We start from the raw sequence: 13672 nt of genomic DNA, 5'->3' as shown, positions 1-13672 counted from the left end.
AATCCTCTGAAACACAGCACCGGCGGCCTATGTTAGACGGATGACGCAAGCTGTTCCGCTTCTTGTTTTCTCTGATCTTGATGGCACCTTGCTGCGGCATGAGGATTATTGTTGGGAACCCGCCCGGCCGGCGCTGACAGCGCTGAAAGACGTCGGCGCAGGTGTCATTCTGGCCACCAGCAAGACGGCAGCCGAGGTCGCACCGCTACGGCGTGCGATGGGTCTCGAACGCTGGCCTGCAATTGTGGAAAACGGCGCCGGGTTGCTCGAGGCGAACGCCACGACTGTCGGTCAAAGCAACCGGTACCCCGACCTGCTGGACCGGATCGCCGGGCTGCCGCCGGGTTTTCGCGGCTTTGCAGCCATGTCCGCGCATGAGGTTGCAGATCTGACCGCCCTCAAACCTGAGGCCGCCCGCAAGGCCCGGACCCGCGATTTCAGCGAACCCGGTATCTGGCAAGGCACCGAAGAGGGCCTCGCCCTGTTTCTGAAGGCCGCCCGGTCTGGTGGTCTGACAGCGCAGCGGGGCGGGCGTTTCCTGACGCTTTCCTTTGGCGGAAACAAGGCGGACAGGGTGCAGGAGCTGGCAAACCACTATTGCGCCGGGCGAACCGCGGCCCTTGGCGATGCGCCCAACGACGCTGCGATGCTACAGGCCGCGGATGTCGGATATATCGTTAAAAACCCGCATGGGCCGGATCTGCCGTCCCTGCCGGGCGAAGCAGAGGGGCGCATCCGGCGCACGGACCTTGCAGGTCCTGCCGGCTGGAACGCCGCAATCCTTGGTCTGCTCAAAGACCTCAATCTGACCACGGAGAAGGCAAGGGATGGCTGATTTTCACCAGAACGGAAATATTACGACGTTGCATAATCTGCGTACTCGCGGCCTTGATGACCTCACGCATGAACTGTCGGTCCACGCCGAAACCAGGCGCATCACCTTGATCCTGCCCTGTCTCTATTCCGAGTTGGAAGGCCCAGCATTAAGGCACATTGTGGCAGAGCTGGCACAGGTCCCCTATTTGCACCGTATCATAATCGGGCTGGACCAAGCAGACGAGACACAGTTCCGTCGGGCGCGCACGTTCTTTTCCCGGCTGCCGCAGGACCACATTGTGATCTGGAATGACAGCCCGCGGATGCAGATGCTGGAGACCCGGCTGGGCACCCTGGGGCTTGCCCCGCAGGAGCAAGGCAAGGGCAAGAACGTTTGGTCCTGCATTGGCTATCTTCTGGCCTGCGCCGACAGCGAAGTCATGGCGATCCACGACTGCGATATCGTGACCTATAACCGCGAGATGCTGGCGCGGCTGGTGTACCCGGTTGTCAATCCGGGGTTCTCCTATCAGATGTCAAAGGGGTTTTACCCGCGCATCGGAGCGGGCAAGCTGAACGGGCGGGTGACCCGCCTGCTGGTGAGCCCGCTGCTGATTGCTCTGAAACGCGTGGTCGGAGACCGTGACTACCTGGATTACCTGCGCAGCTTTCGCTACCCGCTGTCGGGTGAGTTCGCCATGAGAACCCACGTGCTGGCGGACCTGCGCATTCCGTCGGACTGGGGGCTGGAGATCGGTGTGCTCTCCGAAGCCTGGCGCAACCTGGCACCGAAATCGGTCTGCCAAGTCGAGATCTCGGACGCTTATGACCACAAACATCAGGAGCTGTCGCCCGAGGACGCCTCGCGGGGGCTGAGCCGCATGTCCACCGACATTTGCAAGGCGATCATCCGCAAGCTGGCGGCGGACGGCACGGTTTTTACACCCAATGTGTTCCGCACGCTCAAGGCGACCTACTACCGCTCGGCACTGGATCTGCTGGAAGGCTACCACAGCGATGCAAAAATGAACGGCTTGTCAGTCGATCGCCACAACGAAGAAAAGTCGATCGAGCTTTTCGCGGAGAACATCCTGCGCGCGGGCCAGATTTTTCTGGAAAAACCCCATGAAACGCCCTTTATCCCGACCTGGAACCGGGTGCATTCGGCCGACCCGGTTTTCCTCTCGGACCTCAGGGCAGCGGCCGCGGCTGACCAGGACGAGTTCGCCTGATCCAACCTGTTCAGAGCTTGTTGCTGATCCAGCGGCACTGGTAGGGGGCAAAGGGAATGCCGGGCCCGGTCGGCGCAATCTGCTCCCCGGTGATCAGGTCAGTCCAAGCGTCGCCTTCGATCAGGTTGATTGCTGTGGGACTGACGGTCACGGTGTCCCTGCTGACGTTGTGCAGCGCAAAGATTGACTGGTCCCGGTCCAGGCTTTGTCGCCAGACCCCGAACAGGCGTTCATCCAGCGCCAGCGTGAACTGCGTTGCGTTGGGGTGAAAAGCCGACTGTCGGCCGCGCAGCTTCAGCAGCCGACTCATCTCTTGCAGGACCCGCGACTGGTCCGTGTTCGGGTCATCCAGCCGTTTCAACAAGTCCGGATAATGCCATTGGTGCCGGTTGATGGCACGGTTCATGCCGCGCCGGTCGACGGCCTCATGGTCATTCGGGGTTGCCAGCAGCGAATGGATATAGAAGGCCGGGATACCCTCGAGCGACATGACGATGGTCTGGGAGCACAGGAACCGCGGGATTTGCAGCGCATCCGCGCCGGAGAAGGTGCAGCGCATCGCCTCGAAGAAGGAACAGTTCAGCTCATAGGGCTCCTCGCCCCCGTCCGGTTTGGCCCGCATCGACACCAGCCCGCCCGCTTGCCGGGCGGCCACGATCATCCGCGCCCTTTCTTCCGGCGGCAGGACGCCTTCGGCGGGCCGCATACCGATGCCGTCGTGGCTGGCGGTGAAGTTCAGGTAGGCACAGCCCAGCTGCGCCGGCGGCATGCCCGATTGCCAGCGATGCAAGTAGCGCGCGGTCCCCGATTGCATGGCGTGCAAAATCAGTGGCGGCAGCGGGAAGTTGTAGATTGCATGCGCCTCGTTGCGGTTGCCGAAATAGCTGAGATTCTCGCTGCGTGGCACATTGGTCTCTGTCAGCAACACAACTGTTTCAGTCGCAAAGTCACACAGAAGCCGCATCAGCTGCACGATGGCGTGCGCCTGCGGCAGGTGAATGCAGCCGGTGCCGACTTCTTTCCAGATGAACGCCACCGCATCCAACCGCAAGATGCGCACGCCCTTGCTGATGTGCAGGCGAATGATGGCCAGCATCTCCAGCAACACCTCAGGGTTGGAAAAATCCAGATCAACTTGGTCATGGCTGAAGGTACACCAGACGTGGCGTTGGCCGCTGCGGGTCTCGACGGCCTGCAGCAGCGGCGTTGTGCGAGGGCGCACCACTTGTGACAGGTCGTCATCGGGGCTGGCTTCGAAGAAATAGCGGTCAAAAGGGGCGTTGCCCTGACGGTATTCATTGAACCAATGGCTTTGGCTGGAAACGTGGTTCAGCACCAGATCCGACATCAGGTGGAAATGCTGCGCGATCCGGGTGATGTCCTCCCAGTCTCCCAGCTGTGGGTTGACCGCGCGGTAATCTGTCACCGCAAATCCATCATCCGATGTATAGGGAAAGAACGGCAGAATATGGATGCCATTGACCACCCCCCGCATTCGGCTGAGCACGAAATCATAAAGCACATCCAGCGGCTTGTGGCTGCCGTCCTGAAGCGAGTTGCCGTAGGTGATCAGAACCGCGTCGCGTTCGGACCACAGCCGGTTGCCCGGCCTGCGTCCGCGTTTGCGACGGTGCGTGCCCTCGGGCCAGAAGGCTGAGACGATCCGTGCCGCAAGCTGCGCAGAATCGTGGTTCGGATATATATGCCCCAGAAGTGCGGCCAGACGTGCGTCGAATGCGGTTGTTGCATGGCTCACTTGGCTCACAGCTCCCGTTTAAACTCCGGCACAACACCTCCGGTACGCTCCCTATGTTTTCGCCGCATCGCCATGGCTGTCAAATGTCAGCGATGAAAGCAGGCGGCCGTTAGGCCGAGGATGCCCGGATTTTAAGCAATACCAGCAGCCGTCCACGAAACCGGCAGCAGGCCAGACATCACCAATCAGGCCGTTGACCCTGTTGCTGCGGTCAACTCATCATCTGGGTGCAGTTGCACCGGGCGTTTCGGGGCTTGTCGTATACGAGCCCTGCCTTGCGTTGCGTTCTTAATGCCTGAAACTCGAATTCTGTTTTGGTGATCCGGCTGCTAATCAGCCGACCCGCCATGGCCTAGATCGGCGTCATCAGATTTGGAGCAAGACCCATGAAAGACATGACCGAGACCGCCCGCATCCAGGCCGAGATCATCGAGGCCTTCAACTTTCGCCACGCCACAAAGGTCTTCGACCCCGCGCGCAAGATCAGCGAGGACGATTTCGAGACCATCCTTGAGGCCGCCCGTCTGTCGCCGACCTCCTTCGGACACGAGCCGTTCAAGATCCTGATGATTCAATCTCAGGAAAAACGGGAGCTGTTCCGCGAGTTCTCCTGGGGGGCAAACGGCATGATGAACGGCACAACCGGCCAGCTGGGAACCGCCAGCCACTTCGGCATCATCCTGGTGAACACGGCCGAAGCGATGACCGCCGGATCCGAGTACCTTCAGGACTTCTACCGCAGCGTGAAGCAGCTGCCGGAAGATGTCATCGAAATCTTCAACGGCGCCTACGGCAAGTTCCAGTCCACGGACCACAAGATCACCACGGATCGCGAAATCACCGACTGGGCCGGCAAACAGGCCTATATCGTGCTCGCCAACATGATGACCACTGCGGCGCTGATGGGCATCGATTCCTGCCCGATCGAAGGCTTCGACATGGCACAAACCATCGCAACGCTTCAGAACCACTTCGGCGTCGATCCCAAGCAGTACAAGCCTGCGGTGATGTTCGCCTTTGGCCACCGTGCCGCCGATCCGCAGTTCCCAAAGACCCGCCGCGCGATGGCAGACACCGTCAGCTGGTTCTGACGACGACCGCCAACGCGCTTTCAACAGGCCGCGCCCCGTGATGGGCGCGGTTCTCTTTAAGCAGCACTGCTGTCGTCCGCTTCCCATACCGGCGTCCTGCCGATGCGGGCGATCAGGAAATCCATGAATGCGCGCACCTTGGGCGACAGCACGTTGGCCTTGGGATAGACCAGCCAGAGCACGGACTTGTCTGCTACCTCATACCCCGGCAGCACCTGCACCAGCGCGCCGGATTGCAGTTCCTGATGTACGCTCCAGAGAGAGTTGATCGAAATCCCCGCCCCCGCCACTGTCGCGAGCTTCTGTGTCAGCCCGTCGTCCAGGATCAGCCGCCCCTGCGCCAGGCGTGGATCGAACGCCCCAGCTGCGCCGTTTGGCCCGGCCAAGGGACGTGCAGACTGGCTCTTGAAGCCGATCAGCTGGTGCCGGGCAAGGTCTTCCGGATGCGCGGGCGTGCCGTGGCGCGCGAGATAGCTCGGGGACGCGCACAGCACCCGCCGGTCCTCCGCCAATTTGCGCCCCTTGAGGCTGGTGTCCGCCAACGGCGAATTGCGCACGGCCAAGTCAAAGCTGCCCTCGATCAAGTCGAAGATGCTGTCGGACAGGCGCATGTCCAGCGTCATCTCGGGAAACTCCTGTAGAAAATCAGGCAGCAGCGGCGCCACATAAAGCTGCGCAAACGTGCTGGGCGCGGTAAAGCGCAAAACGCCGGCGGGACGCGCCCTGCCCTGCCCCAGCGCGGCCCGAGCGGCATCTTCCTGCGCCAGCATCTCGCGCGCATACGGCAGGAACTCGGCGCCCTCCAGCGACAATGACACCTTGCGGGTAGAGCGATGCAGCAGATCCGCGCCCAGCGTATTCTCCAGCTTGGCCAGCCGTGCCCCGGCCACCGCAGGCGCGAGGCCAAGCTGCCGCCCCGCGGCGCTGATGTTGAGCTTTTCCGCCGCCAGCACAAACAGGCGAAGCGCATCTGTGTCCATCTTTATACCCGAAATCCGAATTATGATTTCCTGAATCGGCCATTTATTCGGCCTGGGCAATACATAAATCTGGGAAGCAACAGTAATTGGCCGTCAGGCAGGAGACCTCCCATGTCCAAAGTCGGATATGTCAACTACCACGTTCACACCCCCGACCGTCAGGCCTTTCACATCGATGCCGACGGTCAGCCCGGCCGGCTCATCGCGCCAGAACTGATCGAAACACAGATAACGCTTACGGACTTGCGCGCGGCCGGGACGGATCAGCCTATTTTTGCCCGCGACGGTGTCGCCTTCGATCACGCCCCCAGCACCGTTAACTCCTCGACGGATACGGACAGTTGGCAGGCGGGCTACGAGGCCGAACTGCGCAGCCTGCTCTCCCGACGCATCGGCGCGCGCGACGTAGTGATCTTTGACCATACCCTGCGTACCGACGACCCCGCCTCGGACCGCAAGCCTGCGCGCAACGTCCACAGCGACTACAGCCCGGAAGGCGCGGCAAAACGGCTGGAAGATCTGCTGGGTCCGGCGCAGGCCGCCGAGTGGCGCGCGGGACACTATGCCTTCATCAATCTCTGGAGACCGGTCGGAAATCCGGTCAACAGCGCACCTCTCGGCTTCATCCGCCCGGACAGCGTTGCCCCCGCTGACTGGGTCGACATCGACCTGATTTATCCGGACCGCCACGGACATATTCTGGGCCTTGCCGCCAATCCGGACCACGAATGGATCTACATCTCCCGGATGACGCCGGAGGAGGTTGTCTATTTCAACATCTACGACAACCGCGGTTTGCCGTCGGTGGCCCATAGCGCCGTCGACCGCGTTGAAGACCCCGGCTTGAACACGATCCGCCAAAGCGTCGAGAGCCGCGCCGTGGTGCGGTACTGATCCTAAACCGGGAGTCCCGAATGCGAGACCTGCCCGAGCAAACCAATTTTGCCCCGATCAACCGGGCCTATGCTTCCGTGTTCCGCCCAAACCGGCTGAGCCTCGGTCTTGTGGTGCCAATCGAGGCGCACGGCGCCAATCCGGTGGCCTCAATGGAGCGGCATCTCGAACGGGCGCAACTTGCTGAGCGCCTCGGCTTTGCTGCGCTTTGGCTGCGCGACGTGCCATTCAATGTGCCCGAATTCGGTGATGCCGGGCAGATCTTCGACCCGTTTGTCTATCTCGGCGCGCTGTCGGTAGCGACACAGGACATCGCCCTCGGCGTAGCAAGCATCGTGCTCCCCTTGCGCCATCCGGCGCATGTGGCCAAGGCCGCCGCATCGGTCGATGTGCTTTCGGGCGGACGTCTGCTGCTGGGAGTGGCCTCCGGCGATCGGCCCGAAGAATACCCCGCACTCGGCAAGAGCTTCGCCGACCGCGGCGCCCGCTATCGCGAAGCCGTCCGCTACATCCGCGCCATGGCGGACTCCTATCCCGCGGCGGAGACGACGCAGGGTACGCTGTCCGGGCAGATGGACATGCTGCCAAAACCAGCAGGCACCCGTCTGCCGCTGCTGATCACCGGTGGCAGCCAGCAGGCGCCGGACTGGGTTGGCGCAAACGGCGATGGATGGATGACCTATCCCCGCCCGCCCGAGATGCAGGGGCAGGTAATCGCCGACTACCGCCACCGTGTCCGGGACGCCGGGCAAACCGACAAGCCCGTCATGCAGTCGCTCTACGTCGATCTGCTGGAAGACCCCGACGCGCCTGCCCGCCCGATCCACTTGGGGTTTCAATCTGGCATTCACGCGCTGCGGCACCACCTGACGCAGTTGCACACGGTTGGCGTCAACCACGTGGCCCTCAACCTCCGGTTCAACAGCCGCGACGAGGAGGACACGCTCAAACGCTTGGCAGAAACACTGCTGCCCGAATTCACCTGATAGGAGGCAACCATGCCCAAGACCATTCTCATCACCGGCTCCACCGACGGCATCGGGCTGCAAACCGCAAAAAGGCTGGCGGACCAGGGCCATACGGTCCTTTTGCATGGCCGAAGCCAAGAAAAACTGGAGACCGCAGCGGCGGATGTGGGCGGCACGAACAAGTCTTACCGGGCCGACCTCTCGGATCTTTTCGCTGCGGCGGCGCTGGCGGAGGAAGTCACTGAACGACACGGTCGGCTGGACGTGCTGATCAACAACGCCGGTGTTTACAAGGTGCCGCAGGCGCGCACGGCGGACGGGCTGGATCTGCGGTTCGTGGTGAACACACTCGCGCCTTGGGTGCTCACCCAGCACCTGCTGCCCATCATGCCTCTGGACGGGCGGATCGTGAACCTGTCATCCGCAGCCCAAGCACCCGTGGACCTCCAGGCATTGGAGGGACACAGCGCCCTTGCCGACTTTGCAGCCTATGCGCAAAGCAAGCTCGCCCTGACCATCTGGACGCAGGAGTTGGCCCGCGCCCTCCCCGAGGGTCCGGCGGTGATCTCAGTCAATCCCGGATCCCTCCTGGCGTCCAAGATGGTGAAGGACGGCTTTGGCGTTGCCGGGAATGACATCGACATCGGCGCAAAAATCCTTTGCCGCGCTGCGCTGGACGCGGAGTTTGCCACTGCATCTGGCAGGTATTTTGACAATGACGCAGGCCACTTCGCCGAGCCGCATGCCGCAGCGCTGGACGCAGGTCATCGAAAGGAAGTGATGGAGGGCATCCGCGCGCTCGCATCCCGGGTACTTTGAACAGCTGCCGATGATGCCCCGCACCCGCGGCGCGTTCGCAGCGAAAGTGCCACGCAACTTCATTTGCCGCAGCGCCCACCGGTGCTGTAGACTGGTGTGAGGGAGGAACGGATGGCAGTGACAGGACATGCGTCACAGCTGGGCAATGCCATAACGGCATCCTGGGAACGGTGCGAGCTGCGCTACAAGCTGGCGCGCGATGCGGCCCGTCCGATCCTGCGGTTGCAGTCCACCGAAGTGGCTCCACGCCTTGAAGAGATGGTGGAGCGCAGCGGCGGGCGCCAGGGTATCATTCGCCAGCTGGCAGAGATCGCAGCCAAGGCCGGGCATTGCCTGGTGGTCACCGATGCCGATGGCGTTCTGGTCCGTCTGGAAGGCAACGAAAAAGGACGCGCCACTTTTGAAGAGCACGGAATCGCCGTGGGGTCCTGCTGGGACGAACGCATCGCCGGTACCAACGGCGTGACCATGGCCCTGTCGCAGGGAAAACCCTTCACCGTCAGCGGACAGCAGCACTATTTCTCTGCTTTGCGCCCGTTCGCCTGCTCCGCCGTGCCGCTGTTCGATGCCGAGAACGACATTCTCGGAGCGCTGAATTTCTCCATGCTGGACCGGCGGAATGCCTCTGACCACCTGTTTGCCACGCAGCTGTTAAGTACTGCCGCCGACCGCATACAGCGCGTGTTGTTCGAGCGGCGTTTCCAGGGCGCGATGATCGTCTCAATTTCTGTGCCGCAGGACCGAAACCTGCTGAAACGGGATGAACTGGTGGCAATCAACGAGTCGGGGATCATCCTTGGCAGCACAGCAGGGGCGCACAGTCTGGCAGGCGAAAGCACGCTCGGATCGCTCAAGGGGCGCGCCTTCGAGCTGGTGTTCGGCACTGATGCACAGACCCTCACGCGCGTGCGGCAGCAGCGAATAGATGCAGGAAACGGCCCAGGTCTGGAACTGCGCATCGCCCCGGAAGCAGAGGAGCGGAGCCGGAGCCGTTCTCCGCCGGGAGCGGTACGTCGCGCACCGAAGCGCAGCAAGCCGAAACGTGTGCGACTGGCGCCCTCCTTTCGCGAGCTGGCCACCGGCGGCGGGCGGATGGCGACCATGTGCAGCCGGGCGCTGACCTACTTCCGAAAAGGTTTGCCGTTCCTGATCCAGGGGGAATCCGGCACCGGAAAATCCGCGCTGATCGACGCACTCCGCACGGCAGACGGCACGGACGCGGTGCGGTTTTTGACCATCGATTGCGCCAGCCTCAGCGACGAGCCTGAGGACCGCCAATTTTTTCAGACAATACTGGAACAAGCCCGCATCAGCGGTGCTTTCGACACGACTTACGCATGCCCGAACGCGCTGGTTTTAGAGAATGTGGACGAGCTACCGGGATTTGCCCAAGCGGGGCTGCGTATGCTCCTGGGCGAAATCGAAGCGGACACCTTGCAGAACCGGGATCAGGCGGTACACACACCCCCGCAGATCCTGGCCACGTGTCGGCAGGCGCTGATGGGGGCGGTTATCCGTGGCACGTTCCGAGACGACCTGTATTTCCTTCTGGCCGAAACGGTGGTTGAACTTCCGCCTCTGCGTCAGCGTGAGCGGCTGCAGGAACTGGCTGCGCATATTGCCGAACAACTTTCCGGAACGCCGACCGAGATCACCAAGGAAGCCATGGCCACCATCTCTGCGCACAGCTGGCCCGGTAATGTCCGCGAGCTGAAGAACGTGATCCAGCATGCGCTGATGGAAGGCGACGGGCGACGGATAACCGGAGTTGACTTGCTCGATCTCATCAGACCCGCTCCACACTGCGCCGCTGCGTCCGTTGCCCTGTCCATTGACCAACCAGATATGCCAACACGGGATTACGACGAGCGCGCTATGATCGAGGATGCCCTCACCGGAGCCCGCTGGAACGTCTCACAAGCCGCCCGCAACCTCGGTATCGGGCGCGCGACCATTCATCGGAAGATGAAACGATACGGCATCTCCCGGCCATGACAGCTGGAGGGACCCACGCGTAAGGCCGCTACGGGCGACCCCCAGCGTGCGGCCACTTGTGGAGAACCCTACCGAATGCATCGAGCACGCTCGCATGCATCATATCGCCGCGCGGCGGATGCCGAAATATCCTGCGCCAGCCGTGCGGCCCGGATGGCGGCGACATGTCCTCCCGGGACCGCGATGCAAGCCGCCAGTCCGTTTCACCAAGCTATGTCCAAGCCGGAAATAACACGGTCCGCGAACCGGATCACAGCCAGTACAAAGGCCTAGATTGCAAACTCGCAGACCTCCAGTCCGGTCACGAAGTCGGTCATCTCCGGCACGACGACCGGATCGGCAAATACGGCTTGCGGGGCGGAGGCTGCAAAGCCGTACCTGTGGCTGAGCCCTCCTCCGGCAGCTGACTGACAGATCACGCCACCGCGCAGGCCCTCGTCATTTCGAGGGCTTGCAGGTCCGCGAGTGCGGCTGTGTGCAAATCACGCGCAAGCGTTCCCAGTTCCGGTCGGCTCCTGCCCTGCACGCGGTCAAGCGTGGTGTGCGCCTTTGCAAAGACGGGTCCAAGGCCGATAGCCCTGTTGAACGCGCTGACGGCATCGGCCCGTGCTTCGATCCCGCCGCCAGCCAGGATCAGCGCATGGGCCAGAACACGGCTGCATCCCGCGCCAACAGGCCGCCACCGCTGGGCGGTGCCAACAACCTTCTGCCCTACGATTGACAGGTTCCAGTCACCGTCGCAGAAGCTGCCCGGCGTAGGGCCCGCGGTCATAACGGAGCCAACATCACCAAGCGCACGGCGGACGATGCCCGTTATCAGCCTGTAGCCGTCTGCAATCGCAAACCCGCGCGGCACAGTGAGGGCAACTGCCAAGTTCAGCACACCCGCTCCCTGGGGCACAGCACCGCCGCCCGTCGGCCTGAGCAAGACAGGCCAGCCGTCTCCCGATGAAGCAACAGCGGCAGCACGGAAACCTGGCTTCCTGCGATAGGAGAACGGGCAGACAAGCATGTTGGCCTTGCTGGTCCAGACGCCTGCAACGGGCTGCCGCGCATTCAGGAGGTCCGCCTCAAAGGCCAGCCCCTCTCTGGCGTCGGAAAACTCCTTGAGGACGCCAGTCATTGTCCCATCCTTTCGATCTCCTCACAGATCGCGGTCAGCAAATCACCGGCCGGGGCCCCATCAAGCGCCCGGTGGTCAAAGGTCAGCGACAAACCCACATGCGGGCGCAGCTCAATACCGCCATCCGCAGCGCGAACGGCCCTGTCCGTCAGACGTCCGATCCCGAGGATACAAATCTGCGGGGCGTTGAGGATCGGCGTAAAGTGCTCCACCCGGGTGAGGCCGAGGTTGCTGACGGTGAACGTTCCGCCGGTCATCTCCGTCACACTGAGCTTATTGACCTTGGCACGGGCAGCCAGATCCTGCCGGGCTGCGCGCAATTCGGATACATCCATGTCTCCGGCGCCAAAGATCGCCGGGGCGACCAGCAGATTGCCCGGCAGGGCAATCGCCACTGACAGATCGATGGCGCTTGAAAGCTTGACCTCCCTGTCCTCAACCCGGCCATTGGCGTCAGGATGTCCTTTCAGCGCGCGGATGACGGCGGCCATCAGCAGGTCCTCGACCGAGACCTTGGTGCCCGCCTCTGCCAGACGCACCTTTTCCGACAGCAGCGCGGTCGCATCGGCGCTGCCGTGATGGGTGAGCTGCGCTGCGGTCTGCAGGCTGCCCACCATCGCATCGGCAATCATCCCGCGCACGCCTTTTAGCGGTACGGTTTTAATCTCTCTGGTCATTCGACGGATCCAATAACCGCGCCCTTGGCGACGACGGCATCGGCCTCCTCCTTGATGCGCAACGTGCCGGAGGCAGGCGCAAGGATTTCATACTGGACCTTGGCGGTCATGATTTCGGCGATCAGCGCGCCCTCTTCGACGCTTGCACCGTCATCCGCCAGCCATCCGGTGATGACGGTATCCTCATCCTCTTCCCAGAGATCCGAGGGGATTACGATATCGATAGCCATTGCGGCATTCCTTCTCTGTCCGGGGCCGCAACGCGCGACCCCGCTGTTTAAGTTTTTTTGGCTGTGGCGGGTCAGGCCGCGTTCATCGCGTCCCAGGCGGCGGTGATCTTGTCCGCGTTGGGCAGACAATGCTGCTCCAGCACGCGGGCAAAGGGGATCGGAACATCGGGGAAGGCGACCCGCTTGGGCGCGGCTTTCAGCACCGAAATGTCATGTTCGGTCACCGTGGCGATGATCTCGCCCGAGACGCCATAGCTCATGTAATCCTCGTCCACCACGATCAGTCGGCCGGTCTTGGCCACCGACGCGCGGATCGTGTCACGGTCGAGCGGCACCAGGCTGACAAGGTCCACGACTTCGGCGCTGACGCCCCGAGCTTCCAGCGTGGCCGCCGCCCTGAGCGCATTGTGAACCCCCATGCCGAGGCTGACGATGGTGACATCCCGGCCCTCGCGCACAACCTTGGCCTTGCCGATTTCAACGGAGTAGCTTTCCTGCGGCACATGCACGGTTGCCCCTGGTTCGGTACCGAGCCAGCCCATACCCTGCAAACTCTTGTGGTACATGTAGACCACCGGGCTGTCGTCGCGCATCGCCGCCGTCATCAGCCCCTTGGCGTCATAGGCATTGGACGGCGCTACCACCTTCATCCCCGGCAAATGCGCAAAAGTACCGTAGACGCATTGCGAATGCTGGCCTGCATCCGAATAGCCGCCGCCGGTGGACGTCATCAGCACCATCGGCACCTTGAACTTTCCGCCGGAGAAATAGGTGTTCTTGGCCATCAGGTTGTAAATCGCGTCAAAGCAGACGCCGAAGAAGTCCACGAACATCAGTTCGACGACCGGGCGCATGCCATCCTGCGCGGCCCCCACTGCGGCCCCGATAAAGGCGGTTTCCGAGATCGGCGTGTCGCGCACCCGCTCGGGGCCGAACTCCTCCAACAGCCCGCGGGTGTTGCCGTAAACACCGCCAAGCGCGCCAATATCCTCTCCCATCACGAAGACGGAAGGATCGATTTGCATTTCCTGCTGCATCGCTTCGGCCATGGCGCGGGCAATGGTCAACTTTCTTTCGTTCGATTTGGTCAT

General features: G+C 62.3%; 13 protein-coding genes. 7 read left to right on the top strand and 6 right to left on the bottom strand.

Features of this window, described 5'->3' with window-relative positions:
- The first annotated feature begins 40 nt into the window (after window positions 1-40).
- Window positions 41-835 (top strand): HAD-IIB family hydrolase, encoded by a 795-nt coding sequence (locus AC0IPL_RS10695; protein WP_474274344.1) that lies wholly within the window; start codon window positions 41-43, stop codon window positions 833-835.
- Window positions 828-2048: a glycosyltransferase family protein gene (locus tag AC0IPL_RS10690; protein WP_474274342.1), complete on the top strand. Its 1221-nt coding sequence runs from the start codon at window positions 828-830 to the stop codon at window positions 2046-2048. The genes AC0IPL_RS10695 and AC0IPL_RS10690 overlap by 8 nt, the downstream gene beginning before the upstream one ends.
- A gap of 10 nt (window positions 2049-2058) precedes the next feature.
- Here the strand turns inward: AC0IPL_RS10690 and AC0IPL_RS10685 are convergent, their stop codons facing one another.
- Window positions 2059-3804, bottom strand: coding sequence for a sugar phosphorylase (locus AC0IPL_RS10685; protein ID WP_474274340.1), 1746 nt, complete (start codon window positions 3802-3804; stop codon window positions 2059-2061).
- A 386-nt stretch (window positions 3805-4190) separates the two neighbouring features.
- Here AC0IPL_RS10685 and AC0IPL_RS10680 point away from each other — a divergent pair, with 386 nt between their 5' ends.
- Complete coding sequence (locus AC0IPL_RS10680) at window positions 4191-4895, top strand: NAD(P)H-dependent oxidoreductase (RefSeq protein ID WP_474274338.1); 705 nt, start codon at window positions 4191-4193, stop codon at window positions 4893-4895.
- Between the two features lie 56 nt (window positions 4896-4951).
- Here AC0IPL_RS10680 and AC0IPL_RS10675 read toward each other — a convergent pair whose 3' ends face one another.
- A complete protein-coding gene (locus AC0IPL_RS10675) occupies window positions 4952-5875 on the bottom strand; it encodes a LysR family transcriptional regulator (protein WP_474274337.1) in 924 nt (307 codons plus the stop codon).
- A 111-nt stretch (window positions 5876-5986) separates the two neighbouring features.
- On the opposite strand from AC0IPL_RS10675, the gene AC0IPL_RS10670 reads away from it, so the two are divergent.
- The 4 genes from AC0IPL_RS10670 (at window position 5987) to AC0IPL_RS10655 (ending at window position 10551) form a co-directional block, all read left to right on the top strand.
- Window positions 5987-6769 carry a CmcJ/NvfI family oxidoreductase gene (locus AC0IPL_RS10670; protein WP_474274335.1) on the top strand — a complete coding sequence of 261 codons (783 nt, stop codon included), beginning with the start codon at window positions 5987-5989 and terminating at the stop codon, window positions 6767-6769.
- 20 nt (window positions 6770-6789) lie between these two features.
- Window positions 6790-7755: an LLM class oxidoreductase gene (locus tag AC0IPL_RS10665; protein ID WP_474274333.1), complete on the top strand. Its 966-nt coding sequence runs from the start codon at window positions 6790-6792 to the stop codon at window positions 7753-7755.
- Between the two features lie 12 nt (window positions 7756-7767).
- Window positions 7768-8556, top strand: a complete 789-nt coding sequence (locus tag AC0IPL_RS10660) for an SDR family NAD(P)-dependent oxidoreductase (RefSeq protein ID WP_474274331.1) — start codon at window positions 7768-7770, stop codon at window positions 8554-8556.
- Between the two features lie 111 nt (window positions 8557-8667).
- Window positions 8668-10551, top strand: a complete 1884-nt coding sequence (locus AC0IPL_RS10655; protein ID WP_474274329.1) for a sigma-54-dependent Fis family transcriptional regulator — start codon at window positions 8668-8670, stop codon at window positions 10549-10551.
- 415 nt (window positions 10552-10966) lie between these two features.
- Here the strand turns inward: AC0IPL_RS10655 and AC0IPL_RS10650 are convergent, their stop codons facing one another.
- The 4 genes from AC0IPL_RS10650 to AC0IPL_RS10635 form a co-directional block, all read right to left on the bottom strand.
- A complete protein-coding gene (locus tag AC0IPL_RS10650; RefSeq protein ID WP_474274327.1) occupies window positions 10967-11674 on the bottom strand; it encodes a lipoyl protein ligase domain-containing protein in 708 nt (235 codons plus the stop codon).
- Entirely contained in the window at window positions 11671-12351 is a 681-nt protein-coding gene (locus AC0IPL_RS10645) for a 2-oxo acid dehydrogenase subunit E2 (RefSeq protein WP_474274325.1), read from the bottom strand. The genes AC0IPL_RS10650 and AC0IPL_RS10645 overlap by 4 nt, the downstream gene beginning before the upstream one ends.
- Complete coding sequence (locus tag AC0IPL_RS10640; RefSeq protein WP_474274324.1) at window positions 12348-12581, bottom strand: biotin/lipoyl-containing protein; 234 nt, start codon at window positions 12579-12581, stop codon at window positions 12348-12350. Before AC0IPL_RS10640 ends, AC0IPL_RS10645 begins: the two co-directional genes overlap by 4 nt.
- A 71-nt stretch (window positions 12582-12652) precedes the next feature.
- Window positions 12653-13672 (bottom strand): alpha-ketoacid dehydrogenase subunit beta, encoded by a 1020-nt coding sequence (locus AC0IPL_RS10635; RefSeq protein ID WP_474274322.1) that lies wholly within the window; start codon window positions 13670-13672, stop codon window positions 12653-12655.

The sequence above is a fragment of the Leisingera sp. SA32 genome (assembly GCF_056033425.1).
Note: the sequence above shows the minus strand (reverse complement) of the source record. Positions and strands in the feature narration are given on the sequence as shown.

Coding starts and splice junctions, on each gene's coding strand:
- AC0IPL_RS10695 (WP_474274344.1), top strand. CDS start 41: ATGACGCAAGCTGTTCCGCTTCTTGTTTTCTCTGATCTTGATGGCACC.
- AC0IPL_RS10690 (WP_474274342.1), top strand. CDS start 828: ATGGCTGATTTTCACCAGAACGGAAATATTACGACGTTGCATAATCTG.
- AC0IPL_RS10680 (WP_474274338.1), top strand. CDS start 4,191: ATGAAAGACATGACCGAGACCGCCCGCATCCAGGCCGAGATCATCGAG.
- AC0IPL_RS10675 (WP_474274337.1), bottom strand. CDS start 5,875: ATGGACACAGATGCGCTTCGCCTGTTTGTGCTGGCGGCGGAAAAGCTC.
- AC0IPL_RS10670 (WP_474274335.1), top strand. CDS start 5,987: ATGTCCAAAGTCGGATATGTCAACTACCACGTTCACACCCCCGACCGT.
- AC0IPL_RS10665 (WP_474274333.1), top strand. CDS start 6,790: ATGCGAGACCTGCCCGAGCAAACCAATTTTGCCCCGATCAACCGGGCC.
- AC0IPL_RS10660 (WP_474274331.1), top strand. CDS start 7,768: ATGCCCAAGACCATTCTCATCACCGGCTCCACCGACGGCATCGGGCTG.
- AC0IPL_RS10655 (WP_474274329.1), top strand. CDS start 8,668: ATGGCAGTGACAGGACATGCGTCACAGCTGGGCAATGCCATAACGGCA.
- AC0IPL_RS10650 (WP_474274327.1), bottom strand. CDS start 11,674: ATGACTGGCGTCCTCAAGGAGTTTTCCGACGCCAGAGAGGGGCTGGCC.
- AC0IPL_RS10645 (WP_474274325.1), bottom strand. CDS start 12,351: ATGACCAGAGAGATTAAAACCGTACCGCTAAAAGGCGTGCGCGGGATG.
- AC0IPL_RS10640 (WP_474274324.1), bottom strand. CDS start 12,581: ATGGCTATCGATATCGTAATCCCCTCGGATCTCTGGGAAGAGGATGAG.
- AC0IPL_RS10635 (WP_474274322.1), bottom strand. CDS start 13,672: ATGACCAAATCGAACGAAAGAAAGTTGACCATTGCCCGCGCCATGGCC.